This window comes from Microbacterium sp. NPDC056044, from assembly GCF_042267145.1.
Lineage (GTDB): Bacteria > Actinomycetota > Actinomycetes > Actinomycetales > Microbacteriaceae > Microbacterium.
The window spans coordinates 437,629-463,486 of record NZ_JBHJWZ010000002.1 but is presented as its reverse complement, the minus strand read 5'-3'; the positions used below and the strand labels follow the sequence as shown (position 1 = coordinate 463,486).

The following is a 25,858-nucleotide window of genomic DNA, read 5'->3' as shown; positions in this document are numbered from 1 at the left end:
CTCTACTGGACTCCCAGCGAGACCGCGGGTCGGACGAGCTCCGGGGAGTCTGCTCGTCCGGCAGTGGCGCCGGGTTGCTGGGTGAACGGGTCTTCGTACTTCTCGCTGCGGATGCGGTGCTCGTCGAGTCCTGCGCGGCGCAGGGCGGCGATCGTGTGGTCGACCATGCGCGGCGAGCCGCACACCATCGCGAGGCGCTCGTCCCACGGGCCGTCGGCGGCGGCGAGGTCGCCGATCAGCCCGCGGCGTCCGGGATACGACGGGTCGTCCGAGACGCCGTACTCGACGTCGAGCCATCCCGCTGCCGCGTACTTCTCGAGCTCGGGCTTCGCATAGAAGGACCATGGATGCCGCACCCCGTGGTACAGCGCCACGCGCGGGCCGTTGCCGCGCGCGGCGTGGCGTGCGGCGACCTGGTCGAGCACCGCGAGCAGGGGCGCGAGGCCGGTGCCGCCGGCGACGAGGAGCAGGTCGGGCCACTCGCTGTCGAAGGGAAGGGTGAGCAGGTCGCCGATCGGCGGGCCGAGGCGCACGCGGTCTCCTGCCTTCACGTCGCGCAGCATCGCCCCGCTGACCTGGCCGCCCGCGACGAGCTGGACGTGGAACGTGATCGTGCCGTCGGCGCGCGGCGCGTGCGTCGGGGAGAGGTAGCGCCACTGGCGGGGTCGCTGCGGGATCTCGATGGCCAGCGACTGACCCGCCTGGTACCGGTAGCGGTCGTCGGGACGGATCGTCAGGGTCCCGACATCCATTCCCCGCCGCTGCGTCGCCACGACCTCGGCGGCCCACGTCGCGGGCTGGGATTCGACGGACTCGGCGGCGGTGATCATCGTGGTCGCGATGAGCCCGTACGCGTCGGCCCAATCGGCGGCGAGCTCGGCCGTCCACGCGTCGCCGAGGAAGTGCTTCAGGGTCGCGAGCAGCGACGCTCCCACCGCGGGATAGTGGCCGGCGATCGTGCCGAACTTGCGGTGATCGCGGCCGAGGTCCTCGATGTAGGGCACGACGTCGCCGACACGGTCGACGTTGCTGACCATGTGCCCGAGGGCCTTGACCAGGCGGTCGCGCTGCGCCGCCATCGCGACGGGGAACAGGTCGCGGGTCTCGGGATGGGCGAGGAAGAGGTGCGCGTAGAAGTACCCGGGGACGGCATCCCCGTGGGCGGCGACCTGGCTCCAGGTCCGCTTGAGCGCTACCGCATCCACGTGTGTCCTGTCCCCTCGATCGGTGAGTCGGTCTCGGGCGACGCTAGCGCGTTGCAGATATATCTGCAAAGCATCCACGTGCAACTGCAACCGGATAACATGGCCCTGTAGAGCGCTCAGGGGTGGTGCGCGACGCAGGTCGGGGGGCCGTATGAGCGTGTTGTTGTCGAACGGGACAGTGTTCGTCGAAGAGGGGCTGCGCGAGCAGGCCGCCGACCTCCTCGGCCGTGTGCCGGATCTCGGGTCCCTGGCCTTCGCGGTGACCGCCGAGAACGAGGCCGAGACCGCGATCCCGGCGGAGCTGGCTTCGTTCCTCGCACAGGTGCTCAGGGGACTGGCGCGCGGCCGCGTGTCGGTGGAGACCCTGCCCGACGAGCTGACGACGACGGTCGCCGCGGAACTCGTCGGCGTCTCGCGGCCCACCCTGATGAAGCTGGTGCACACGGGCGAGCTGGAAGCCCACCGCGTAGGCACGCACACCCGGCTGCGCACCACCGACGTGCTGGCGCTGCGGCGCAGCCGCGCGCGGGCCCGGCGAGAGGCGCTCGACGCCCTGCGCGACCTCGACGACGAGTTCGGAGTGGACTGACAACCCGGCCTGGGTAGTCTGACCGGGTGCTGCACCGTGTGTTCGTCGACAGCGACGTCCTCGCCGCGCGCACCGCGTACGACTGGCTCGCGCTGCTGCGCCACAGGACCGGGGCGTTCCAGCTGCATTCGTCGGCGGGCGTCGTGGCGGACTCCGTCCGGCTGTGGGCGCAGCGAGACCCGGGGCGGCGCGCGGCCGCACCGCGGCGTCTCGACCTCCTCGCGACGAGCCTCGACGAGGTGATCGGCCCGGTCGCGCCCGACCTCGACCTGGACGCAGCCGTCGAGCCGCGCTCTGCGGAGGCCGACGCCGCCGTCGCGCGGGCGAACGTGCTGGTCTCGGCCCGGGGCCGTGGGGGCGCGACCGGAGACCCGCTGCCGTTCGAGATCTACACCCCCGACGAGTTCCTGTGCCTCGTCGACGACACCGCGTGCGCCGACGTCCGGCAGGTGACCTCGGAGCAACGAGCCCGACGAACCCGCCACGCCCCCGCGTCCCTCGCGGACGCGCTCACCGCAGCGGCCTGCCCCGCGTTCGCCGCGCGCGTCGGTGCGCACCTGGACGCGCTCGCCCGGTGATTCGGCGCGGCGGCGGGACGCAGCATCCACCGTCCGTCATCGCGGCGTGCGCTGCCTCGGCCTGAGAAACAACGATCGCGCGGGAGACTCAGCCGCGGGCGGCCCACCACTCGCGCAGGCGGCGCTCAGCCTCTTCGGGGCCGACCACACCCTCGTCGAGGCGGAGGTCGAGGAGGAAACGGTAGGCCTCGCCCACCTCGCGGCCGGGCGTCAGGCCCAGCACCTCCTGGATGCGGTTGCCGTCGAGCTCGGGGCGCATCGAGTCGAGCTGCTCCTGGGCGGCGAGCTCGGTGATGCGGCGCTCGATGTCGTCGTAGGCGCCGGCGAGGCGCCGGGCCTTCTTGACGTTGCGGGTCGTGACGTCGGCGCGCGTGAGGATGTGCAGGCGCTCGAGCTCGGCGTCGGCGTCGCGCACGTAGCGGCGCACGGCCGAGTCGGTCCACGCGCCCTCGGAGTACCCGAAGAAGCGCAGGTGCAGCTCGATGAGCCGGCTCACGGTCGCGATCGTCGCGGAGTCGAAGCGCAGCTCCTGCAGGCGCTTGCGCGCCAGGCGCGCGCCCTTGAGGTCGTGGTGGTAGAACGTGACGCCGCCGCCCGGCTCGAGCCGGCGCGTCGCCGGCTTGCCGATGTCGTGCAGCAGCGCCGCGAGCCGCAGCGCGACGTCGGGCGCAGCATCCGGGTTCCGCGACTTCTCGAGCTCGATCGCCTGGCGCAGCACGGTGAGCGAGTGCTCGTAGACGTCCTTGTGGTGGTGATGCTCGTCGACCTCGAGCTGCAGCGCGGGGATCTCGGGCAGGAACTCGGCCATGAGCCCGGTCTCGACGAGGAGACGGATGCCTCGGACCGGGTCGTCGGTCGCCAGCAGCTTCACGAGCTCGGCCTGGATGCGCTCCGGGCTCACGATCTCGAGCGTGCGGCGCAGCTCCTCCATGGCGGCTTCGGTGCCGGGGTCGACCGTGAAGCCGAGCTGCGACGCGAAGCGCGCCGCCCGCAGCATGCGCAGCGGATCGTCGCCGAAGCTCACGGCGGGGTCGGTGGGTGTGCGCAGGACCCCGCGCACGAGGTCCTCGACGCCGCCGGTCGGATCGACCAGTGTCTGCCCGGGAACCCGGAGAGCCATGGCGTTCACGGTGAAGTCGCGGCGCACGAGGTCGCCCTCGATGGTGTCGCCGAACTCGACAGTCGGCTTGCGCGTGACGCCGTCGTAGCTGTCGGCGCGATACGTCGTGATCTCGACCTGCTCACCGTGCACGCGAGCGCCGATCGTGCCGAACGCGCGGCCGATGTCCCACTGGGCCGATGAGATGGGCTTGACGATCGTGAGGATGTCGTCGGGGCGCGCGTTCGTCGTGAAGTCGAGGTCGTTCGTCGGCCGGCCCAGCAGCGCATCGCGCACCGGACCGCCCACGATCGCGAGGTCGAAGCCCGCGTCGGCGAAGGCGCGCGCGAGCACAGAGACGACGGGAGACTCGGCGAGCGCGCCGAGGCGCGCGATGCCCTCGGCCATGTTGAGCATGGCTTCCAGCCTACCGAGCGGTGTTCACGCGAATCGCAAGAAGCCGGTGAACAGGAGCTCCCGCACGCGGGGGAGCAGATCCGCCCGCAGCGCCGCGGCATCGACCTCGAGCAGGTCGGCGATCGCGTCGATCAGCACCCCCACCGGCAGGTCGCCGTCGCACGCGCCGACGAGGGCCGCGAGGCCCGGATCCACCCCGAGCGCACGCCCGAATCCGCCGCCCTGGCGCAGCTCGATGACCGTCGGGTCCTCCGCTCCCGGCAGATGATGGCGCGCTTCGGTGACATCCGGGGCGACGAGGAGGACGGATGCCGCGACCCCCGCATCGTCGAGAACGCTCAGGCGATCGTGGGCCTCGAGCGCGGCGGCGAGGTGCGCCCCGAGTCCCTCGCCGGCGAGCGCCGTATGGAGGGTCTCGTATCGGGCGAGCGTGGGCGACTCCTCTGCCGGACGCCGCAGCAGCAGGTATCCGAAGCCGACCTCGGTCACCGCGCGGGCGGCGAAGTCGTCGAGCCAGGCGTCGACGAGTCGCGCGAACCCGGGGGTACCGGGCAGCGTGCCGCCGTCGCGCACCCACAGCTCGGCGTACGACAGCGGGTCGAGGCTCTCGCGTTCGACCACCCACGCGTCGAGCGCCACGGGCGAGGACTCCACCCACCCGCGCACGCGCTCGAGACCGGGCACGCCGTCGCGCGTCTCCCAGTTGCCGAGCAGCTGCGCGATCCCGCCCGGCGTGAGGTGGGCGCCGACGCCCGTGACGAAGGCGGCCACGACGTCGTCGCCGACCATGCCGCCGTCGCGGTACTCGTAGGCGGGCACGTCGGCGACGCGCGGCGTGATCACGAACGGCGGGTTCGACACGACGCGGTCGAACTGCTCACCGGCGACGGGCTCGAAGAGGCTGCCGAGGCGCACCTCGATGCCGTCGATGCCGTTGAGCAGGGCGTTCAGCCGTGTGAACGAGAGCGCGCGCCGCGAGATGTCCGTCGCCACCACCTCAGCCACGTGCGCGCGGGCGCGCAGCGCCTGGATCCCGCAGCCCGCACCGATGTCGAGCGCCCGCTCGGCGGGCGTCGGCAGCTGCAGCCCGGCGAGCGTCAGCGACGCCCCGCCGACCCCGAGCACGTGATCCTCGGGAAGCGGCCCGCCGAGCGCGGCCTCGTCGAGATCGCTCGCGATCCACCACTGTCCGGATCCGGACGCGTCGGCGTACGACTGCGGCCGCACCACGGCGAGCGGGCGCACCTCGTCGCCGTCGATCTCGGCGAGCCCCAGCCGCGCAAGTCCCGCGGCGCCGGCTCGCGGGAGGGACTGATCCACGGATGCTGCGGCCTGCGGCATCCCGAGCACGAGAAGTCTGCCCAGCACGGCGAGGGCGTCGCGGCGGTCGCCGAGGGCGCGCGACGCCGGCGAGCGGAGGCCCCGCGCGATCGCGTCGTCGGCCGCGGCGCCCCACGCGTCGCGCAGCGCTTCGGCGGTGAACCCCGCCCGCTGGAGGTCGGCGGCGAGGTCTCGGCAGAGGTCGGTATCCGGTTCGGGGAGCACGGGACCATTCAACCGCGCCGCGCGCACTCAGGCGGGCTCGGAGGGTCGGACCGTAGACTCTCCTCGATCGTGCGGTCAGGACATCGCACAGGAGCGAACCCCCCGACAGGATGATCGTGACTTCACCGCGAGCCCCGCGGCGTGCCCCGCGCCGCGCACCGCGCCTCGTGACCGCCGGCATGGCGGCCGTGGCGGTGCTCGCGGGGCTTCTGCTGCCGGCACCGGCGTTCGCGGCCGGCCCGACCCCGACGCCGTCGCCGAGCGCGAGCTCCGGCGTCCCGTCGGGCACCACGGTGTTCACCCTCGCCCCCGCGGCGAACGGCATCGTGCGGCCGGGCGACGCGCTCAGCGTGTCGGTCTCGATCCAGAACGGCACGCAGGCCGAGGTCGCACCCACGACGATCACGCTGTCGCTCGCGCGCACGCCGCTCAGCGACCGCGAAGACCTCGGCGACTGGCTGGACGGCACGTCGGCCGACTTGCCGCTCGAGCCGATCGCCACCGACGCGATCCCCGCCGTGGAGGCCGGCGGCTCGCAGATGCGCGGCATCACGATCGCGGCCGACGACCCCGCCCTCGCGGGGCTCGCTCCCGGCGTCTACCCGCTCGCCGCGTCCTACCCGGGCGCGGACGGCACCGTCGTCTCCACGAGCACGATGATCGTGCCGCCGACCGACGCGACGGACGTCGGCATCGGCGTGATCGTGCCCATCACGGCGGGTGCCCTCGACGAGGGCCTCCTCACCGCCGAGCAGCTCGCCGAGCTCACGGCACCCGACGGGGCGCTCACCAACCAGCTCGACGGTGTGACCGGCACCGCCGCCATCCTCGCGGTCGACCCGGCCGTGCCCGCGTCGATCCGCGTGCTGGGCACGTCGGCGCCCGAGTCCGCGCTCGAGTGGCTCACGCGCCTCGAGAGCATCCAGAACTCGCGCTTCGCCCTGCAGTTCGGCGACGCCGACGTCACGGCGCAGCTGCAGGCGGGCCTGCCCCGGCCGCTGCAGCCGACGTCGTTCACGGCCTACATGTCGCCGTCGAACTTCGCCACGCCCACGCCGACCCCGACGGCCACGTCGACCCCGGCGCCGTCGGACGCACCGACGACCGCGCCCACCCCGCAGCCCGACAGCGCGCTGCCCAGCACCGACGCGCTGCTCACGGTCGGCCCCGCCACCCGGCAGGGCGTGTACTGGCCCGCCGACGGCACGGCCGACGCCGAGATCGTCGCACGCCTCGCCGACATCGCGAACGCCGACGGCACCGCACCGGTCACCGTCATCCCCTCGTCGACGACCGAGGCCGGCGCCGCCGGCCGCACCGTCTCGGCGCACGGGCGCGTCGGCGCCGGAGAGGTGCTCGTCTACGACAGCGACATCTCCGACGCCCTCGACGACGCGTCGCAGCAGGAGGAGTCGTGGCTGCGCGGCGCGCCGCTCACCACCGCCACCGCCTATCTCGCCTTCGCGGCCGCCGAGACCGGCGGCCCGCTCCTGGTCACCGTCGGCCGCGGCGACGGGCGCTCGCGCGTCGAACTCGGCGCCGCCATCTCCGCCGCGTTCTCCGCACCGAACGTCACGCCGCGCACGATCGCGACGGTCGCTGCGAGCGAGGCGTTCGACCTCGAGCTCGGCGAGGTGGAGCCCGCGCAGGCGCGTGCGGACGCGGCATCCGCCCTCGTCGCCGACGAAGCCGACCTCGCACGGTTCGCGACCATCCTCGACCAGCCGTCGCTCTTGACCGGACCCGAGCGCGCCGACATCCTGCAGCTCCTCGGTGTCGCGTGGGTGGGCGACCCCACCTGGCCGACCGTGCTCGCCGACCACCGCACCGAGACCGCCGGCACGCTGAACTCCGTCGCACTGCTGCCGACGAGCCCGAGCGACCTCTACGGCTCCAATGCCGCGCTGCGGTTCTGGGTGCGCAACGACCTGCCGTACCCCGTCAACCTCGTGCTGTACACGACGCGCGACAACCTGCGCCTCGACGTGCAGGGCGAGACGCCGATCGTCGCGACGCCCCGCAGCAACACCCGTGTCGAGGTGCCGGTGCAGGCCCGCGTCGGCCGCGGCGACGTCACCCTGACCCTGCAGCTGCGCAGCCCCGCCTTCGTCGCGATCGGCGAGCCCGAGACCGTCGAGATCAACGTCTACGCCGACTGGGAGGGCGTCGGCCTCGCCGCCCTCGCCGTGCTGGTGGGCATCCTCCTCCTGTTCGGCGTCGCCCGCACCGTGCTGCGCATGCGCCGGCGACGGAAGGGGACGGATGCTGCGGCCCCGGGTGCTGCGGACGGTGAGGCGCCCGAGGACGCCGCGGCTGCGGAGCCCGAGCGGGTCGACGCTCCTCCTTCGCCCGAGGGGGACGAGCGATGAGCGGGATCGGACGCGCGAGCGCCCTCATCGGCGCGGGCACGATCGTGTCGCGCCTCACCGGGTTCCTGCGCGGCATCGTGCTCGTGGCGGTCGTGGGCTCGGTCAACAGCCCCGCGGGCGACGCGTTCGCCACCGCGAACCAGCTTCCGAACAACATCTACGCGCTGATCTCGACCGGCCTGCTCACCGCCGTCGTGGTGCCGCAGATCGTCAAGGCGGCGTCGCACGAGGACGGCGGGCGCGCCTTCATCTCGAAGGTCTTCACGCTCGGCACCGTCGTGCTGCTGGTGACGACCGTGCTGGCCACCCTGATCGCACCGTGGCTCGTGCAGCTGTACGCCCCCGGCTACAGCCCCGACCAGCTCGCCCTCGCCACGACCTTCGCCTACTGGTGCCTGCCGCAGATCCTCTTCTACGGCCTGTACGCACTCGTCGGCGAGGCGCTCAACGCGCGCCGCATCTACGGTCCGTTCACGTGGGCGCCGATCGTCAACAACGTCGTCTCGATCGCGGGCTTCGGCCTCTTCCTCCTGCTGTTCGGCGGCCCGCTCACGGAGGTGGTGGACTGGACGCCGGAGATGATCGGCCTCCTGGCCGGCACCGCCACCCTCGGCATCGTCGTGCAGGCCGGCATCCTGTTCTTCTTCTGGCGGCGCACGGGGCTGCACGTTCGGCCCGACTTCGCCTGGCGGGGCGTCGGCCTCGGCCAGATCGGCCGGCTCGCAGGCTGGACCTTCCTCATGGTCGCTGCCGGCCAGATCGCGGGCCTGCTGCAGGGCCGGGTCGTCTCCGAGGCATCGGGCGACGGACCCGCCGCGGCAGCCATGGGGTACGCGTGGCTGCTGTTCATGCTCCCGTACTCGATCATCGTCCTTTCGATCGGAACCCCGTACTTCACCCAGCTCAGCGAGCACGCGCACGCGGGGCGCCACGAAGAGGTGCGCGGCGACATCGGCCGCAGCATCCGCACACTCGGCGTGTTCGTCGTCTTCTCCACCTTCGCTCTGGCCGCCGCCGCCGTTCCCGCATCGCGCATCTTCACGAACTCGGCGAGCCAGGCGGTGCAGGCGGCGTGGGTCCTGCTGGCCTTTCTCGTCGCACTGATCCCGCTGGCGGTCCTGTTCGTCATCCAGCGCACGTTCTACGCGTACGACGACACGCGCACGCCCTTCTTCTTCACCCTCGTGCAGTGCGCGATCGTCGTGGCGACCGCCTACGGCGCGTGGGGGCTCGTGGAAGCCGACGTGATCGGACTCGAGTATCTCGCCGCCGTGGTGGCCCTCGGGCAGTCGCTCGCGAGCATCGTCCAGGTCGTGATCGCCACGTGGCTGCTCCAGCGACGACTGGGGAGCCTCGGCACCGCGTCATGGCTGCTCTCACTCGGACGATTCGTGCTCGCCGCGGTCCCGGCGGCTGCGGCCGGGTGGGGAGTGTTCTTGCTGTTGGGCGGAGCGGACGGGTGGACAGCATCCAGCGCTCTTCTGGGCGCGGTCGGATCGGCGATCATCGGGATCGCGTCGATGCTGGTGTACGTGGCGTTCCTCGCCCTCTTCCGCGCGCCCGAGCTCGCGGTCGCCACCGGCCTGGTGCGCCGCTTCCTGCCCGGCCGACGCTGAAACGGCGCCCGTGAGTCCCGGTGGGGCGCGGGGAACGGGTCGCGGAATGCCACGCGGTTACCATGTGTTGAGGCATCCGGAGCCATCGCGTGTGTCATGACACGCCCCCGCGAGGCTTCACGAGGAAAGGTGCGCACGTGCGTCAGGTCATCATCATCGGTTCGGGACCCGCGGGTTACACGGCGGCGATCTATGCCGCACGGGCCAACCTGAACCCGCTCGTCGTGGCGAGTTCGGTCGAGGCCGGCGGCGAGCTGATGAACACCACCGAGGTCGAGAACTTCCCCGGGTTCCCCGAGGCGATCATGGGGCCCGACCTCATGGCGAAGATGCAGGAGCAGGCCGAGAAGTTCGGCGCCGAGGTGCTGTACGACGACGTCGTCTCGCTCGACGTCGACGGCCCGGTCAAGAAGATCACCCTCGGCAGCGGTGCGACGCACGAGGCCGACGCGCTGGTGTTCGCCACCGGCTCCGCTCCGCGCAAGATCGGCATCGAGGGCGAAGCGCGGCTGTCGGGCCGCGGCGTCTCGTACTGCGCGACGTGCGACGGCTTCTTCTTCCGCGAGCGTGTGATCGCGGTCGTGGGCGGCGGCGACTCGGCGATGGAGGAGGCCACGTTCCTCACCAAGTTCGCGTCGAAGGTGTACATCATCCACCGTCGTGATGAGCTACGCGCCTCGAAGATCATGCAGGAGCGCGCGTTCAAGAACGAGAAGATCGAGTTCGTCTGGAACAGCGAGGTCGTCGACATCATCGGCGACGACGCCGTGACCGGCGTGGTGCTCGAAGACACCGTCGACGGCTCGCGCCGCGAGCTGGCCCTCGACGGCGTGTTCGTCGCGATCGGCAACGACCCGCGCACGCACCTCGTGCACGACAAGCTCGAGCTCACGCCCGAAGGCACCATCTGGGTCGACGGCCGCTCGTCGCGCACCTCGGTGCACGGCGTGTTCGCCGCCGGTGACGTGATCGACCCGACGTACCGTCAGGCGGTCACCGCTGCGGGCAGCGGCACGGTCGCGGCACTCGACGTCGAGCACTTCCTCGCCGCGCTCGGCGAGGCCGGCGCCCCGGCGCCGGATGCGGCCGAGATCGACGGACTTCCCGGAGCGGAGACCGTCGCCAAGGTCGACGCGGCCTAGCGCGGGAACCGGCGCCGCACAAGCCCGGGAACACTTCCTGCCCATCTCGCGTTGAATGAGCGTGGACAGACTTCCCACAGAAGGAGAGAACAGATGACCGCCAAGGCGACGACCTCCGCCACCTTCGAGCAGGACGTGCTCCAGGCCGAAGGCCCGGTGCTCGTGGACTTCTGGGCGGAGTGGTGCGGCCCGTGTCGCATGGTCTCGCCCGTCCTCGACCAGATCCAGTCGGAGCACCCCGACAAGATCACGATCCTCAAGCTCAACGTGGACGAGAACCCCGACCTCGCGATGAAGTACCAGATCACGTCGATCCCCGCGATGAAGGTGTTCAACAAGGGCGCCGTCGAGACGACGATCATCGGCGCCAAGCCGAAGTTCGCGCTCGAGCAGGACCTCGCGGCCTACATCGGCTGAGAGCCTCACGCTTTCACGAAGACCCCGCCGGCTCGTCCGGCGGGGTCTTCGTCATCCCCGGCGGGGGTCGCACGCGAATATGCCGGTTGCGGCATTCAAGATTCGCTGAGATTTCTTCGCGCGCGATGTCGATCTGCGCGAGGCTTGTTCGACGCACAGGGTGAAGGGGCCGAACGGGCCTCCATCCGGGCCGAACCGCCCCGACGAAAGGGAATCCCATGCGTTACATGCTCATCATGCAGGTCGAGGCAGAGGCCGCCGCGGCGTTCGACCCCGAGACGTTCGACATGGCGGAGACGTTCGCCACCATGGGCCGCTACAACGAGGAGCTGCAGAGGGCCGGGGTGTTCCTCAGCGCCGAAGGGCTGTCGGACGCTTCGGAGGGATTCCGGGTCGACTTCGACCGGTTCCCCCGACGGTGACCGACGGGCCCTTCGCCGAGGCGCGAGAAGTGTTCACCGGCTACTGGATCCTCGAGGTGGCGTCGCGCGAAGAGGCCGAGCACTGGGCGCGCAAGTGCCCTCTCGGCCCGGGGACGACGCTCGAAGTGCGCCGCGTCAACGAGTGGAGCGACTTCGACCAGAGCAACGAGTGGGTCACCAAGGCGCAGGAGTGGCGCGCCGCCAACTCGTGACGCGGGACCTCGAGCCGTGTCCGTCGGCTCGCTGGTCAGCTCGCTTCGGCACGCACCGTCGGGTCCCACCGGCGGTGCGTGTTCGCGTCGCCGAGCAGGGCCCACACCGCGCGGGTCAGCGGGGGATAGTCCAGGGCGATCTGCCTGAGCACGCGGTAGTGGCGGCTGGCGTTCGGCCGCGAACCGCCGTCGGCCGCGATGTTCTCGGCACGGAGCAGGTACACGACGAGCTCGTCGACGGACGGCAGCTCGTCCATGAACTCCCACGGATCCTCGCCGGCGCGCAGGCGCTCGTGCACCAGAACCGACAGCTCGTCAGCGGCTTCGGCGCGGAGCAGTTCGAGGCTCGCACGTGGCCGCGGTGTCTGCTCGTCGTTCGCCATCAATCCAGGGTACGTGGCGATCCCGACACCGGGGCCCACCCGCTTACGCTGTCAGCATGACGTCCGACGACGATGCGCACGCGCGCCGTGCCGTCGAGGCCGTGTGGCGCGACGAGTCCGCTCGGATCGTCTCCGCGCTGGCACGGCACACAGGCGACTTCGCCTGGGCCGAGGATCTCGCCCAGGAGGCTCTCGTCGAAGCCCTCGCCGCGTGGCCGGGCAGCGGCATCCCTGACAATCCCGGCGCGTGGCTCATGTCGGTCGCGAAGCGGCGGGCGATCGACGGGTGGCGACGGCGCGAGCGGATGTCGCAGCGCGAGCCCCTGTTCGTCTCAGAGGCCCTCGTGGCCGAGGCCATCGACTCGGTGCCCGACGACGCCGACCCCGACCGCATCGACGACGACGTGCTGCGTCTCGTGTTCGTCGCCTGTCACCCGCTGCTTCCCGCACAGGCCCGTCTCGCGCTGACGCTTCGGACGGTGGCCGGTCTCACCACCGAGCAGATCGCGAGGGCGCTGCTCATGACCGTCCCCACCGTGCAGCAGCGGATCGTCCGCGCCAAGCGCACCCTCGCCGCGGAGGGCGTGCCGTTCGACGTGCCCGACCGCGCCGAGCGCCCGGCACGGCTCGCCAGCGTGCTGCAGGTGATCTACCTGCTCTTCACCGAGGGGTATTCGGCCGCCGAGGGGGAGGGCCTGATCCGCCCCGACGTCGCGCGCGAGGCGGTGCGACTCGGGCGCCAGCTCGCTGCGCTCATGCCGCGCGAGCCCGAGATCTGGTCGCTCATCGCCCTCATGGAGTTCCAGTCGTCGCGCTTCGCCGCCCGTATCGACGCCGACGGACTGCCGGTGACCCTCGAAGACCAGGACCGCCGCCGGTGGGACAGGCCTGCGATCACCCGCGGCACCGATGCGATGAAGAGAGTGGTCCCCACGACCCCTCCACGGGCCGCCGGCGGGTCGCGCGGAGCCTCCGGCCGCGTGGGCCCGGCTTCGCCCCGAGGCTTCGGCTACTACGGCCTGCAAGCGGCCATCGCCCAGTGTCACGCGATCGCGCCCACGTTCGCCGAGACCGACTGGGAGCAGATCCTGCGGCTCTACGACGGCCTCGAGTCGCTCGCCCCGTCGGCCGTCGTGCGCCTCAACCGCGCCGTCGCGCTGTCCATGGCCCGGGGACCTGAGCCCGCTCTCGCCGTGGTCGACGCGCTCGCTCCGGAGCTGCCCGGCTTCCGTCCTCTGCCCGCCGTGCGCGCGGAGCTTCTGCAACGCCTCGGACGAACGGATGCTGCGGCCGCCGAATTCCTCGCAGCGGCCGAGTTGCCGGGCAACGCGGCCGAGGCCGAGGCGCTGCGGCGACGCGCCGCGGCTCTCCGGCCGTTATGAGGCTTCGCGGGCGCCGTATTCCGTCTCGCCGAGCTCGCCGAGGATGCGGTTGAGGTCCTGAATCGTCGCGAAGTCGATGCTGATCTGGCCTTTTCTTGCCGTCAGCGCGATCTTCACGCGGGTGTTGAGGCGGTCACCCAGACGCGCGGCGACCTCGTCGAGGTGGGACCGGCGCGATCCGGCCTGGGGCTTCGGCGATCGGGTGGGGGAGGCATCCGGAAGCTTCGCCGCAGCCTCCGCGGCACGCACCGAGAGGTCCTCGTTGACGATCTTGTCGGCGAACCGCTGCATGGCCGTCGCGTCTTCGAGTGACAGGATCGCGCGGGCATGGCCGGCGGTGAGCACACCGGCGGCGACTCGCTGCTGCACCGGAACGGGGAGCTTGAGGAGGCGGATCGTGTTGCTGATCTGCGGACGCGACCGGCCGATGCGGGTGGCGAGTTCTTCCTGCGTGATGCCGAAGTCTTCGAGCAGCTGCTGGTAGGCCGAGGCCTCTTCGAGCGGGTTCAGCTCGGACCGGTGCAGGTTCTCGAGCAGGGCGTCGCGGAGGAGGTGCTCGTCAGCGGTGTCACGCACGATCGCGGGGATCGAGGTGAGACCGGCTTCGCGGGCGGCGCGCGTGCGGCGCTCGCCCATGATGAGCTCGTAGTCGCCCTTCTCATTGAGCCGGACGACGACGGGCTGCAGAACACCGAACTCACGCACACTGTGCACGAGCTCCGCGAAGTGCTCGGGGTCGAAGTTCGTACGCGGCTGACGCGGGTTCGGCACGATGTCGTGCGGGTCGATGTGAGCCAGGCGGGCGCCGGGCACCTCGATGAGATCCTCCTGGCCGTCGGGCTCCGCGATCTCGGCCGTGGGCTCCGCCTCGGCCACCGCGACGGCGCGGGGGAAGAAGACGTCCGAGGGACGCTCATCGGACTGCTCGCTGGTCGGGATCAGTGCGCCGATTCCGCGTCCGAGTCCTGTGCGCTTCGCTGCCATCACGCGCCCCTTTCGTTCGAGGCGCTATCGCGCCGGATCATCTCGACCGCTGCTTCGCGATACGCGATGGCGCCGGCCGACTGTCCATCGTAAGCGAGAACGGACTGTCCGAAACTCGGCGCCTCCGAGACCCGCACCGAGCGGGGGATGATCGTGTCGAGCACCTCTTTGGGGAAGTGCTCTCGCACCTCGTCGGCGACCTGCTGCGCAAGCCGCGTGCGGCCGTCGTACATCGTCAGCATGATGGTCGACAGCACGAGGCGCGGATTGAGGTGTTTCTGGATCATCCGCACCGTGCCCAGCAACTGGCTGAGTCCCTCGAGCGCGTAGTACTCGCACTGGATCGGGATCAGGAGTTCGCTCGCCGCGGTGAAGGCGTTGATGGTGAGCAGTCCGAGCGACGGCGGGCAGTCGATGAGGATGAAGTCCATCTCGCCGCCGTTACTGGCGAGGTAATCGTCGACGGCGACCCGCAGGCGGTGCTCGCGTGCGACCTGCGACACGAGCTCGATCTCGGCGCCGGCCAGGTGGATGGTGCTCGGCGCACAGAGCAGGTTGGGGGACTCCGGACTCACCTGGATGATGTCGGCGAGCGGGAACTCATCGATGAGCACGTCGTAGACGCTGGGCGTATCGGCGGTGTGCGGCACCCCGAGCGCCGTCGAGGCGTTGCCCTGCGGGTCGAGGTCGATCACGAGAACCTTTGCACCTCGCTCGGCGAGAGCCGCCGCCAGGTTCACGGTCGTGGTCGTCTTGCCGACGCCACCCTTCTGGTTCGAGACCGTGAGCACTCGAGTATGCCCGGTGAGCTGGACGTCGGCTTCTTCGAGCGCCTTGCGGCGGGCGGTGAGGTCTGCGAGCTCCCGCGCGATGGGGGAGTCGTCTTCCTGTGCGAGTGCGGTGCCGTCTTGCTGCACGATGGGGGATTCCTCTTCCTGCGTGACGGTGGAGCCCTCGGGCGATGCGGTGTCTTCGGGTGCAGCGTCTTCGGGTGCGAAGTCAGCGTACTCAGCGGATGCGAGATCGCCGTCAGCGCCTGTCGACTCTTCTTCGTGATCCTGAACGGCTGCCGCTTCGGGATCGACGCCCTCGTCAGCAGCGGCGCCTTCGCCGTGCGGGGCGGGGGCTTCGACGTTGACGTCCGGGGTGGCTTGCGTCGTCAGGGAAGACTCCGGCGTCGAGACGGTCGGCGACTCATCGGACGAGATGGATGCTTGAGCCTCGATCTCGTCGGGTTGTTTCACGTGAAACTCTCCCCCGTGCCCGAGCCGCTCAACATCGTCTTCCACCCTATCCCGCCTTCCCCCCATCCCCAGCCGTCGGAGCCACTTATTCATGCGTTCCTTACTCTTCCGCGTGGGTGATCCACTCCCTCTAGTCAACCCCGCACGGCGCGTGCGGGCCAACCAACCCGCCGCTCCACGTCGACTGCGCGGAGCCTCGGCTGCGATGTACGGCTTCGCACGTGCGGCCGCGCTTGCAGAGACCTGCGGAAGCGTTGCGAAGCACTGAGCCGCCGGCACATCCGCCCGCTCCCCTCGGCGGATGCCAAGGCGGGCCGTGTACTCCGATGTTGCTTCGCCATCCCGATTCGCGTCGATCCTCTCGGGGCAGCGTGATCGCAAGCGCTGGAGTCACCAGCGCGACAACTCGCACACGGTGCGGCGGCCCACTATCCAGCTGCCCTCGGAGGCGGAGATTCGGACGCGTGTGTTTCACGTGAAACGCGCGTCCGATCCGTCGTGAGCTGCGTGGAACGTTTGCGGCAGTCGGCAGGGCACAGATCCGTCGCACCCGTAGGCCGCGGATGGCGATGGTGCTCGCGCACGGCGCGCATCCGCGCCGGTTCCGAGATCTCGACGTGCAGTCGCCGCGGCCAGTCATGTCACCCATGCGCCGAGCGCGTGCTTCTGCGCGACCGATGTGATCGCCCTCGTCCTTATCGCCCACCGTGGTGGGCGAGAGCCCGCACCATCGATGAAGCCGCGTTGCTGCCACCATCCGATGACGCGTGCCCCTTCCTCACTGCCATGTGATCGAAGACCGCGGCGCGCGCATGAGCTCGATCCGCCACCATGACTCCGCCGTCGTCGGAGGCGGAGTCGCAGTCCACTGCTGGCCGGCCGCGCCATGGGGGACCGGAGACATCTCGCGGCCCGTCTTTGTGCGTCAGTGCCGCAGCGATGTTTCACGTGAAACGAGATCGTCGACACGTCGTCTGTCGAGCCATGGTCGCTCGTTCGAACGCGACGCTCACGCCGTGGTGAGTCGCGGGCAGCCCCCGGTTCTGTGATGCGCGTGATCCCACACCATCTGGCGGGACGACACCTCGTGCGACACCGAACGTTATCGCCTGCCGGACCACGACTGCGACGCTGCGACCCGATCGACCCGCCACCCGCAGCGCGCGCGGTCGCGAGTACCGCATCATCGCAGCTACCCGCCACGCAGGCAGCACGTGCGCCCACGCCATTCGGACACCCTCTCTATGAGACGGACCCTGTCAGATAGTCCTGCCTGTGCTGCGCCGGCGGTGCTTCGCACCGAGCGCGCCTGGCCATTTCTCATGTTTCACGTGAAACCATCCCGCGAACGCGCGTCGCGAGCCTCGCGAGCCGGTGACGTCCTGGCACCGTAGATGAGGCGCCGGCTCACGGCTCGGCATACCGCCGTCAAGGGCTCGACCTGCGCCATGATGCACGCCCACTGCTGCGCGCTTCGGTGTCGTCACCAGTCTGGTCGCGCCGCCAGAGCCGTCAGCATTCGCATGTTGCAGCGCGTGCAAGAGCGGGGAGGAACCGTCAACACACCCTTCCGGAAGAGCAGTGGAGGATCGTGCTGCAGATCAGCCGGCGCCCAGGGAGGAGAGTTGCGCGAGAGAGGCGTGCGGGTAGACGCCCGCCATCGGGCCCGATGGACGGCACGCCACTCGGCGGCGACCGGGGCGTTGTGCCTCGCCTACTCTGATGGACATTTCGGCGTCGGCGGGCCCGCCCTCATACCGAGCGAACACCGCTCCATGCGGGGATCGCCTGATCGGTGGTGTGGCTGCGGACAGACTCAAGCTGGACCAACACCAGAACGAACGCGAAATCAGCCCGACCCGACCCGCCACGCGCCCACGCGCAAACTCGATCCGTACGCATCGCTGCCCGCGTCCCTCGTGGTGTGACTGAAGGGGGACACTCGTGACCAACGCGGTGGCACTTCGTGTGGTGCTCCGGGTGATCCCAGCGCGGCGACCAGAGGACGACCAGTCACCCTTCCATGTTCCGACAGGATCGTCCGGCCATCACGGCGGAGACCGTCATCCATGCCACCCGAGCGCAGCATCCTGACGGGCTGTTGTTTCTCCAGACCGTGCAGGTGGGGCTGATGCCGTCGCCCGCTCCACCGGCCCACTCCGCAGGCCCCTGCGCCCTCGCCGCCGGCAGCAGACGTTTCACGTGAAACATCGACCTCCGATCGCCATCGATGCGCGACGGGGCGGGGAGAGACAGATCCATCCAGACCCAGGCGGAGGGCACAACCCGGCATATGGGACGGAAGACCTGATGCAGAGCGCCCGCGCTCGGCAAGCCGTCGTGCGACGGTCGTCGTCGAGATCGACCGGAAGGAGCGCGTTCGGCTCTTGGACGCCTGCCTCCTTGCCGCCGTCGAACGCGCCCGTCGCCAAGCCGATCTCCACGTCCCGGCGCGATGAGGCGTCGGTAGCCGGAAGTACAACCCCACCGCGCTCGGCGACCGTCACAACGAACTGCGCGCCAGCATCCCGAGGCACCTTCAGCCCACTCACCGGCGCCGACACCATCCGCATCGCCGTGTAGTCGCGTGTCCAGAAGGATGAAGTTGGCCTTCACGAGCAGCAGAGGCGCTGACCGCGCCGGCCACCTCCCCGGCCGCGGCCCCCGAAACCACCGCCAACGCGTTGCGCGACCTCCGCATCGACGTGCAAGGCACCCTCGGGAACACCCGAGTCACGCTGAGTGAGGCGGGCTCGGTCATCAGCGAGATCGCCGCCGCAGGTCTCGACCTCGGCATCGGGTGCACATAAGTCACCAGCCAAGGCGGACCGCCAGTCGCATCGATCCCGGCTTCATGAGGGAAGCTACCTCGTATGGCCGGCCTGCAGAGCCAACGTCATACCTCCGGGGGCGTTTCACGTGAAACATGATGCGCCCAGAGGATGCCACCAAACGACGGACTCACCCGACCCGCAGTTCGCACACAAAGGGACCGACCACTGGTTCTGCGGTTTCGCGTCGCGATCTGTACCGCCGCCGCGCCTTGCAACAACCAGCCGACAGTGCCGCTGGCACCAGAACTATGTTTCACGTGAAACATGCTGAGCTCCGCTCGGTACTTCAGAATGGCGCGCTCGACGCAGGACGAGGAACGAAGCTCACAGCGGGGGAGACGGCCCCTCCACACGCAGGCGCAGACTGCTGGCGCTGTCGGGCATGCCTTCAACTCACCGAGTGGGGCGACGCCCGAACACCCGGACCGCGCATGCTGTGCGCACTGCGGCGGACGCCGCCCTCACCCCAAACGGCGCACGCAGAGTCGGACCTCTCCGCAAGCCGCCACGCTGACGCCACCACTCGGCGAGGCCGCCGACGCACACCCATCGAGCATCGTCGTGGGCGGCCTGGATCGCGAATCGTCGGTCGTCACGCGATGGCGCACGCAGACCGCCGACGTCCACTCCAATGCACCCGGTCACACGCAGGCCTCGACGGCGTTCCGGTCGTCGCGACGCATGACGTGCGCACCCACATCGTGTGCGTTCGCTCCGCTAAGCGGCCCGGAACACGCTGCAATCGACGCAAAGAACGCCCCGCCCCTGAGGCCACCGACGCGACGCGCTGCACGCGATGTCGACCCCGACCGTCGAGACTGATCTCCCCGCGGTGTTAGCGCACGGCTCTGTCGTTCACCGGAGCCTCCGCGACGTCAATGAGACAGACGCCGACCGCTGACTCCGACCGCTGACGGCGAGGTCGGCGCCAGCCGTCGCGACGCGGTCATGACGCGCGCCGGGTCGCCGCCCGGGGCGCGGCCCACGCCGGCTCCTCGAGACCGAGCTCACGCGTCATGTCTGCCAGCCGCAGCGTTCCGCGCGACAGAAGCCGTGTAGTCCGCGTCGACGCGGTTCTCAGGCCTCCCGCGCCGCCGAGGTGTCTACCCATTGTTGAGGTCAGCTCGACTACATGTAGGCGTGTAGAACTCGCCGCCTGCGCATAGTCGGCCCACCCCATGGCTCGCATGCCTGGGGTGCTGATCGCGTGCACCGCTTCGCCGGGTCGCAGTCGATGTTTCACGTGAAACAGTGTGGAGCGCCTGCTCGCAGACGCCACACAAGCACGCAATGAGCGGTCGTCGCCTGGAGTGGATGCGCATACGCCCAGCACGAGGCACGTCCGAAACCGGCCGGCTGGATCCGATCATGACCGCACCAGCAGTGCCGCGGCTCAGGAAGGCGTCGAGCAAAGGGGATCGCATAGTTCCGGCGCGGAACGAGCCTCGCCAACGAACGTATCCAAGCCGACCCGCAGCTCGGCCTCGGTCGCACACCCGCACAGCACGCGGAGCGCGCACTGCAGCCCCGCGGTCCCGAGAGAACAACGACCCTGTCCCGCCCGACTCACAGTCTTCGCCAAGGATGCGGGGGAGCGCGCCCACGTCGTCCCTCATAGCGAGAGGTGAAGGAGCGTCCGGCGGCGGGAAGCCACCACCTCGACGACGATTGCTTGGAGTAGTCGCGAGCGGGCTACTCCTCGTCGGCGCCCTGTTCATCTTCCTCTCGTTCGCGATGCGTGGCACCGGTAGACAGTGCAATCGCGCGGTCGGCATTCGTACGAGGGGCGACTCCGCCGCTGATGCGCGGCCTGGCTACGCGGATCAAACGTCGGGCGCCATGGAGATCACTACAGGCATCTTCACTGAGGTGATGAGACTCGGCGCTCTGGTTCTGTCACTCACTGCCGGGACCGAAGGCCTGGAAGCCGGGATACAACGCGCCGATGTCGTGGTCGCCCATACGGGTGTCACCGTGCTCATTCTCATCGCACCCCGTGGCGCGAACCGCGCCGCCGAGGGCGAGCCTTCGACTCTGAACTGACCGCCGGACGAACAAACGCTGCGCTGAGTCGCACTTGCCGACCGAGCCCGCAAGCCACACAGCAGCGCGCGGCCGAAGGTGCCATCGCATACCCAAGCGACGGCGGGGACAGCCGCAGATTCAGCGAACGGTGGCTCGGATCACCCGCGACGGCTCGGGCAGCAACCCTTCGCCGACGACCTCGACGCGCGCGTTCGTCACCTTGAACTTGCGGAGCTGCTTCTCGGCTGCGTCGATCTCGTTGGTGGCGCTCGTCCCCTTGAGGAGGATGAGCTCGCCGCCATCCCGGACCAGGGGAGCGGTGATCGGCACCAGAGTTCGCAGTGCACTGACAGCGCGCGCGGTCACGGCGTCCAGCACGGGGCCGCGCTTCCAGTCCTCGCCACGGGCTCGGAGCACCTCGACGTTGTCGAGCCCGAGCGACTCGACCTGCTCAGAGAGCCAAGCCACCCGGCGCTCCATCGGCTCGATCAGGATCCACTCGACGTCGGGGCGAGCGATCGCGAGCACGAGCCCGGGGAGGCCCGCACCCGAGCCGACATCGCCGACGCGACCCGAGAACAGGGGAGCGATGACCGCGCTGTTCAGAATGTGACGCGACCACAGGCGAGGGGGTTCCAGCGGCCCGATGAGGCCGCGCTCCTCGCCGTGCCGGCCGAGCGCGTCAGCGAACTGCCGCGCCACCTCGATGCGGTCGCCGAAGATCTCGGCGGCGGCCGCGGGTTCCTGCTCGATCTCGATCATCGACACGTCGACAGTCTCAGCACCAATGTTTCACGTGAAACGCGCGGCTCAGCCGCGGCGGATCACCGTGTGGCGGTCGGCGCCTTCGCCGTACGACTCCGACACGAAGCCACGCTCGGCGACGATGTCGTGGACGACCTTGCGCTCGTAGCTCGACATCGCGGGCAGCGACGCCTGCGAGGCGCCGTCGTCGAGGCGGGCGATGGCACGGTCGACGAGAACGGTCAGCTCGTTCTGCCGCGCGTCGCGCGACCCGCCGATGTCGAGAATCAGGCGCGAGAACCGGCCCGTGCGGTTCTGAACCGCGATCCGGGTGAGCTCCTGCAGCGCCTGCACGGTGTCAGGTGCGGCGATGAGGTCGACCGATCCGTCGGCCGGCGCCTCGACCGACACGTACGCGCGTCCGGCGCGCACGTCGAGGTCGAGGTCGCCGTCGATGTCGGCGATGTCAAGCAGACCCTCGATGAAGTCCGCGGCGACGTCGCCTTCCTCCTCGAGCTGGGCGACGGTGGCGGGAACCCGCTCCTCGCGCGTGTCGACAGGGGCGTACTCAGGGGACGTGGTCATGGCGTGATCCTCGGGTGGTGACGTCGGTTGCGGTCAGGAAGCGGAGCCGGTGCCTGTACCGGCGCCGCTGGCGCCGGGATCGGTGCCGCCGGAGACCTGCCCGCCCTGCTTCTGGCCGGAGCCCGAGGGCCGCTGCCCGGAACCGGGCTGCTTCTGTCCCTGCTTCTTCGCGCGCTGCTTGCTCACCGGCTGCTGACGCTTGGGCGCTGCGGCCTTGGCGCGCTCGGCCTCTTCATACAGGCGCTGCTGCTCGGCGAGATACTTCTCCATCGGCACGACCTTGCCCGAGGCGTCGATCGCCTTGCCCTTCTTGGCGAGACGCTCTTCGCGCGCCTTCGCGGCGTCGGAGCCGGGGGTCGGCATCTCACGGATGACGAGGAACTGCTGGCCCATCGTCCAGAGGTTCGACACGAACCAGTAGATGACGACGCCGAGCGGGAAGAAGACACCCGAGAAGATGAAGCCCAGCGGCAAGATGTAGAGCATGATCTTCTGCATCTGGTAGGCCTGGCCGGTCTTGGCCTCGGGGGAGAGGTTCTTCGAGATGATCTGCAGCTGCGTGAAGAACTGCGACGCGATCATCAGCACGACGAGCGTGACCAGGATGATGATCGCCGGCGTGTTGCCGGCCTGCCATGCCTGGATCAGCGTCTCGTGCAGCGACGCGACACCGAAGAGCTTCGCGTTGTAGAACTCGGCGGTGAGCTCGGCACTGAGCAGGCCCACACCACCGGTGCCGGCGGCGTAGTGCTTGGTGACGTCGTTGAGCACGCTGAACAGCGCGAAGAAGACGGGCATCTGCACGAGCAGCGGCAGGCAGCTCGATACCGGGGTCGTACCGTGCTTCTTGTACAGCGCCATCGTCTCGCGGCTCATGGCCTCGCGCGAGAGCTGATCCTTCTTGCCCTTGTACTTCTCCTGAACTTTCCGCAGTTCAGGAGCGATTTCCATCATCTTGCGCTGGCTCTTGATCTGCCGCACGAACAGCGGGATCATCGCCGAACGCACGACGACCACGAGGCCGACGATCGCCAGCACCCAGGTGATGCCGTCGGCCGGCGGAAGCCCGATCGCGGTGAAGAGCCAGTGCCAGAAGACGAGCACCGCCTCGACGGCCCACTTGAGCGGCCAGAGGATGATCCCGAAGAGATCGAATCCGCCGTTCGTCGCCGGAGCAGACTGTGACGGCGTCGAGGCGAGGGCTGACAAGAGATCCATGCGGAGGATCAGTCCTTTCCGGTGGGGGCGGGCACGACGAACCCGTGACGGGTCAGCGCATGCCGGAAGTTCTTGTGGGGCGGGACGTCATCGACGCCGCCGGCCGCCCAGGGGTGGCAGCGCGCGATGCGCGCCGCGGTCAGCGCCGACCCGACGACCGCGCCGTGCTGCTGCACCGCGCCGACGGCATACGCCGAGCACGACGGGTAGTACTTGCAGACGTCGCCGTAGGTGTGCGAGATCGTGGCCCGGTAGCCGTGCAGCAGTGCGAGTACCGCGTTGCGGGGGAGCAGAGGGATGCTGCGCAGGGAATCGGATGCCGAGAACTCGGCCTCTCCGAGGGCGTAGGCGGGAAGAACGCTCATGCGGCCCTCCGTGCGAGGCACTTCTCGACGTCGCTGCGCAGATCGTCGAAGGACGCGGATGCCGCACTGGGCAGTGCGCGGATCACGACGTCACTGCCCGGCGCGACCGATCCCATCGACTCGAAGCACAGCGCCTTGAGCCGGCGGCGGACGGTGTTGCGCACGACGGCGCCGCCGACCTGCTTGCTCACGATGAAGCCGAACCGCGCCGGACCATCGGTCACGACGCGGCTGACATAGGTGACGGTGTGCGCACCGGCGCACCGACGACCCCTACGGACGACGGCCTTGTATTCCGTCCCGCGGGTGAGTCGGTTCGACCTCGCGAGCACCGCCGGACTGAATCGAGATCAGGCCGAGAGCTCGGTGCGGCCCTTGGCGCGGCGAGCCGAGAGGATGCCGCGGCCGGCGCGCGTGCGCATGCGGGCGCGGAAGCCGTGCTTCTTGGCGCGGCGGCGGTTGTTGGGCTGGAAGGTGCGCTTGCTCATAGGGGACTACTTCCGATCAGGTGTCACCGGGACGCTCGAGACCGGGGACGTGTGTACAGGGGCGACCGCCACGAGGGCATAAGTCAACCGATTAAGGCTACGTCGAGTTGCCTGAGAACTCAAACCGAGCGCAGAACGTGTCATTATGCCCCGGCGAGGCGATCCACCCTGGCACCGACACGCAGGCCGGTTCTACAGTGGAGTTTGCTCACGCGACGCCTCCTGACTAGCGTGGCTCCGGCAGTTATCCACAGGCCTGGACCGACGTTTCCGCGGCCTCCGGTGGAATCATCAACAACCCGGGGGGGCCATGACACCGCACGAAGTTCCAGATGTACCGGTCTGGACGGCCGTTCTGGACGAACTCGTGCGAGACGATCGCATCACACCGCAGCTGCACGGCTTCATCAGTCTGGCAGTGCCGCAGGGAGTGATGGGTGGGACGCTGTATCTCGACGTTCCCAACGATCTGACCGCGGCCCAGTTCACCAAGCGCATGCGCGCGCCGATCCTGGAGGCGCTCACGCGCGTCGGCCAGGACGTCCAGGACCCGGCCTCCAACTTCCGCGTCGTCGTGAACCCGGATCTCGCCGACGTGCATCTCACGGCACCGATCCCCGTACAGTCGGCCGCTGCCCCCGTCGCGCCGGCGATCGGACTGCAGACCGCCGCGCCCGTCGGACGCCCGCCCCTGGACGAGCCGGGGGACGCAGCATCCGTCTCGCGCAGCGATACCCGGCTGAACCCGAAGTACACGTTCGACAACTTCGTCATCGGGCAGTCCAACCGGTTCGCGCATGCCGCGGCGGTCGCGGTCGCCGAGGCGCCGGCCAAGGCGTACAACCCGCTCTTCATCTACGGCGACTCGGGGCTCGGCAAGACCCACCTCCTCCACGCGATCGGCGACTACGCGCTGAGCCTCTATGCCGGCATCCGCGTGCGCTACGTGTCGAGCGAGGAATTCACCAACGACTTCATCAACTCGATCGCGAACAACCGCGGCTCGGCGTTCCAGGCCCGGTATCGGGATGTCGACATCCTGCTGATCGACGACATCCAGTTCCTGCAGGGTCGCGCCGAGACGCAGGAAGCGTTCTTCCACACCTTCAACCAGCTGCACGACCACGACAAGCAGGTCGTGATCACGAGCGATGTGCCGCCGAAGCACCTCACCGGCTTCGAGGACCGCATGCGCAGCCGGTTCGAGTGGGGCCTCATCACCGACGTGCAGGCGCCCGACCTCGAGACCCGTATCGCGATCCTCCGCAAGAAGGCGCAGTCCGAGAGGCTGCACATCCCCGACGAGGTGATGGAGTACATCGCCACGGTGGTGTCGAGCAACATCCGCGAGCTCGAGGGCGCACTCATCCGCGTCTCGGCGTTCGCGAGCCTCAACCGCTCGACGCTCGACATGTCGCTCGCCCAGACGGTGCTGCGCGACATCGTGGATCAGGACGACGCCAACGTCATCTCGCCGACCGACATCATCACGGCGACCGCCGCCTACTTCAAGCTCACCGTTGACGACCTCTACGGGTCGAGCCGGTCCCAGCAGGTGGCGCAGGCGCGTCAGATCGCGATGTACCTGTGTCGCGAGCGCACGAGCCTGTCGCTGCCCAAGATCGGGCAGCTGTTCGGCAATCGCGACCACACGACCGTGATGTACGCGTACAAGAAGATCAGCGAGCTCATGAAGGAGCGACGGTCGATCTACAACCAGGTGACCGAGATCACCACTCAGCTGGGCCGCAACGGCCGCTGAGGCGTCCTCTCCGCCCTTCGAGGGGCCCGTGCGTCGTGACGCACAGGCCCCTCGTCGCATATGCCCCAAGAAGTTCTTGACACGCGCGGACAGCAAGGCCATGATTTCGGTTCTTCACAGTGTGGAAAACCTGTGGATAACTCTCCCAAGTTGCGGAAACGCCTGTGAACGAGCGGGGGAGACCTGTGGATGGATCGCGGAATCCACAGGTTTTGTCATTCGTCTTTCCGGTC

Annotated in this window: 23 protein-coding genes; 11 read left to right on the top strand and 12 right to left on the bottom strand. The window is 69.5% G+C overall.

Annotated features, from left to right (window positions below; genetic code table 11):
* Positions 1-2 precede the first annotated feature (2 nt).
* On the bottom strand, positions 3-1,205 hold the full coding sequence (locus tag ACFC1I_RS07180) for a globin domain-containing protein (protein WP_376007432.1): 1,203 nt from the start codon (positions 1,203-1,205) through the stop codon (positions 3-5).
* Between the two features lie 163 nt (positions 1,206-1,368).
* Between ACFC1I_RS07180 and ACFC1I_RS07175 the strand changes: the two genes are divergently transcribed.
* Both ACFC1I_RS07175 and ACFC1I_RS07170 read left to right on the top strand, forming a co-directional pair.
* Entirely contained in the window at positions 1,369-1,794 is a 426-nt protein-coding gene (locus ACFC1I_RS07175; protein WP_376007430.1) for an excisionase family DNA-binding protein, read from the top strand.
* A gap of 26 nt (positions 1,795-1,820) precedes the next feature.
* Complete coding sequence (locus tag ACFC1I_RS07170) at positions 1,821-2,372, top strand: hypothetical protein (RefSeq protein ID WP_376007428.1); 552 nt, start codon at positions 1,821-1,823, stop codon at positions 2,370-2,372.
* 88 nt (positions 2,373-2,460) lie between these two features.
* Here ACFC1I_RS07170 and ACFC1I_RS07165 read toward each other — a convergent pair whose 3' ends face one another.
* The gene (locus tag ACFC1I_RS07165) at positions 2,461-3,888 is read right to left on the bottom strand and encodes a CCA tRNA nucleotidyltransferase (protein WP_376007426.1); all 1,428 of its coding nucleotides are present in this window, start codon (positions 3,886-3,888) and stop codon (positions 2,461-2,463) included.
* A gap of 24 nt (positions 3,889-3,912) precedes the next feature.
* Positions 3,913-5,433 carry a methyltransferase gene (locus ACFC1I_RS07160; RefSeq protein WP_376007424.1) on the bottom strand — a complete coding sequence of 507 codons (1,521 nt, stop codon included), beginning with the start codon at positions 5,431-5,433 and terminating at the stop codon, positions 3,913-3,915.
* A gap of 116 nt (positions 5,434-5,549) precedes the next feature.
* Here ACFC1I_RS07160 and ACFC1I_RS07155 point away from each other — a divergent pair, with 116 nt between their 5' ends.
* From ACFC1I_RS07155 to ACFC1I_RS07130, 6 genes are all read left to right on the top strand, one after another.
* Entirely contained in the window at positions 5,550-7,802 is a 2,253-nt protein-coding gene (locus tag ACFC1I_RS07155) for a DUF6049 family protein (RefSeq protein WP_376007422.1), read from the top strand.
* The gene (gene murJ / locus ACFC1I_RS07150) at positions 7,799-9,418 is read left to right on the top strand and encodes a murein biosynthesis integral membrane protein MurJ (protein ID WP_376007420.1); all 1,620 of its coding nucleotides are present in this window, start codon (positions 7,799-7,801) and stop codon (positions 9,416-9,418) included. Before ACFC1I_RS07155 ends, murJ begins: the two co-directional genes overlap by 4 nt.
* Positions 9,419-9,555: 137 nt before the next feature.
* Positions 9,556-10,560: a thioredoxin-disulfide reductase gene (gene trxB, locus ACFC1I_RS07145; RefSeq protein ID WP_376007418.1), complete on the top strand. Its 1,005-nt coding sequence runs from the start codon at positions 9,556-9,558 to the stop codon at positions 10,558-10,560.
* A 51-nt stretch (positions 10,561-10,611) separates the two neighbouring features.
* Positions 10,612-10,977 (top strand): thioredoxin, encoded by a 366-nt coding sequence (gene trxA, locus ACFC1I_RS07140; RefSeq protein WP_376007416.1) that lies wholly within the window; start codon positions 10,612-10,614, stop codon positions 10,975-10,977.
* Positions 10,978-11,195: 218 nt separating this feature from the next.
* Positions 11,196-11,399, top strand: coding sequence for a YciI family protein (locus tag ACFC1I_RS07135; protein ID WP_376007414.1), 204 nt, complete (start codon positions 11,196-11,198; stop codon positions 11,397-11,399).
* The gene (locus tag ACFC1I_RS07130; protein WP_376007412.1) at positions 11,396-11,611 is read left to right on the top strand and encodes a YciI family protein; all 216 of its coding nucleotides are present in this window, start codon (positions 11,396-11,398) and stop codon (positions 11,609-11,611) included. Before ACFC1I_RS07135 ends, ACFC1I_RS07130 begins: the two co-directional genes overlap by 4 nt.
* A gap of 35 nt (positions 11,612-11,646) precedes the next feature.
* Here ACFC1I_RS07130 and ACFC1I_RS07125 read toward each other — a convergent pair whose 3' ends face one another.
* Positions 11,647-11,994, bottom strand: a complete 348-nt coding sequence (locus ACFC1I_RS07125; protein WP_376007410.1) for a tryptophan synthase subunit alpha — start codon at positions 11,992-11,994, stop codon at positions 11,647-11,649.
* 56 nt (positions 11,995-12,050) lie between these two features.
* On the opposite strand from ACFC1I_RS07125, the gene ACFC1I_RS07120 reads away from it, so the two are divergent.
* Positions 12,051-13,376, top strand: a complete 1,326-nt coding sequence (locus ACFC1I_RS07120; RefSeq protein ID WP_376007408.1) for an RNA polymerase sigma factor — start codon at positions 12,051-12,053, stop codon at positions 13,374-13,376.
* Here the strand turns inward: ACFC1I_RS07120 and ACFC1I_RS07115 are convergent.
* Positions 13,371-14,360 carry a ParB/RepB/Spo0J family partition protein gene (locus tag ACFC1I_RS07115; RefSeq protein ID WP_376007407.1) on the bottom strand — a complete coding sequence of 330 codons (990 nt, stop codon included), beginning with the start codon at positions 14,358-14,360 and terminating at the stop codon, positions 13,371-13,373. The two genes, ACFC1I_RS07120 and ACFC1I_RS07115, sit on opposite strands and share 6 nt — an antisense overlap.
* On the bottom strand, positions 14,360-15,280 hold the full coding sequence (locus tag ACFC1I_RS07110; RefSeq protein WP_376008017.1) for a ParA family protein: 921 nt from the start codon (positions 15,278-15,280) through the stop codon (positions 14,360-14,362). The genes ACFC1I_RS07115 and ACFC1I_RS07110 overlap by 1 nt, the downstream gene beginning before the upstream one ends.
* Before the next feature lie 4,997 nt (positions 15,281-20,277).
* On the opposite strand from ACFC1I_RS07110, the gene ACFC1I_RS07105 reads away from it, so the two are divergent.
* A complete protein-coding gene (locus tag ACFC1I_RS07105; protein WP_376007405.1) occupies positions 20,278-20,481 on the top strand; it encodes a hypothetical protein in 204 nt (67 codons plus the stop codon).
* 120 nt (positions 20,482-20,601) lie between these two features.
* On the opposite strand, the gene rsmG is transcribed toward ACFC1I_RS07105, so the two are convergent.
* Genes rsmG through rpmH form a run of 6 tightly spaced genes read right to left on the bottom strand, consistent with a single transcriptional unit; the run spans position 20,602 to position 23,863 of the window.
* Positions 20,602-21,225, bottom strand: coding sequence for a 16S rRNA (guanine(527)-N(7))-methyltransferase RsmG (rsmG, locus tag ACFC1I_RS07100; protein ID WP_376008015.1), 624 nt, complete (start codon positions 21,223-21,225; stop codon positions 20,602-20,604).
* A gap of 48 nt (positions 21,226-21,273) precedes the next feature.
* Entirely contained in the window at positions 21,274-21,792 is a 519-nt protein-coding gene (locus ACFC1I_RS07095) for a protein jag (protein WP_376007403.1), read from the bottom strand.
* Positions 21,793-21,825: 33 nt separating this feature from the next.
* Complete coding sequence (yidC, locus tag ACFC1I_RS07090; protein ID WP_376007401.1) at positions 21,826-23,010, bottom strand: membrane protein insertase YidC; 1,185 nt, start codon at positions 23,008-23,010, stop codon at positions 21,826-21,828.
* Positions 23,011-23,018: 8 nt separating this feature from the next.
* Positions 23,019-23,375: a membrane protein insertion efficiency factor YidD gene (gene yidD / locus ACFC1I_RS07085; protein WP_376007399.1), complete on the bottom strand. Its 357-nt coding sequence runs from the start codon at positions 23,373-23,375 to the stop codon at positions 23,019-23,021.
* Complete coding sequence (rnpA, locus tag ACFC1I_RS07080; protein WP_376007397.1) at positions 23,372-23,707, bottom strand: ribonuclease P protein component; 336 nt, start codon at positions 23,705-23,707, stop codon at positions 23,372-23,374. The genes yidD and rnpA overlap by 4 nt, the downstream gene beginning before the upstream one ends.
* Positions 23,708-23,725: 18 nt before the next feature.
* Positions 23,726-23,863 carry a 50S ribosomal protein L34 gene (gene rpmH / locus ACFC1I_RS07075; protein WP_055952712.1) on the bottom strand — a complete coding sequence of 46 codons (138 nt, stop codon included), beginning with the start codon at positions 23,861-23,863 and terminating at the stop codon, positions 23,726-23,728.
* A 310-nt stretch (positions 23,864-24,173) separates the two neighbouring features.
* On the opposite strand from rpmH, the gene dnaA reads away from it, so the two are divergent.
* Entirely contained in the window at positions 24,174-25,625 is a 1,452-nt protein-coding gene (gene dnaA, locus ACFC1I_RS07070) for a chromosomal replication initiator protein DnaA (RefSeq protein WP_376007394.1), read from the top strand.
* Positions 25,626-25,858: the final 233 nt, after the last annotated feature.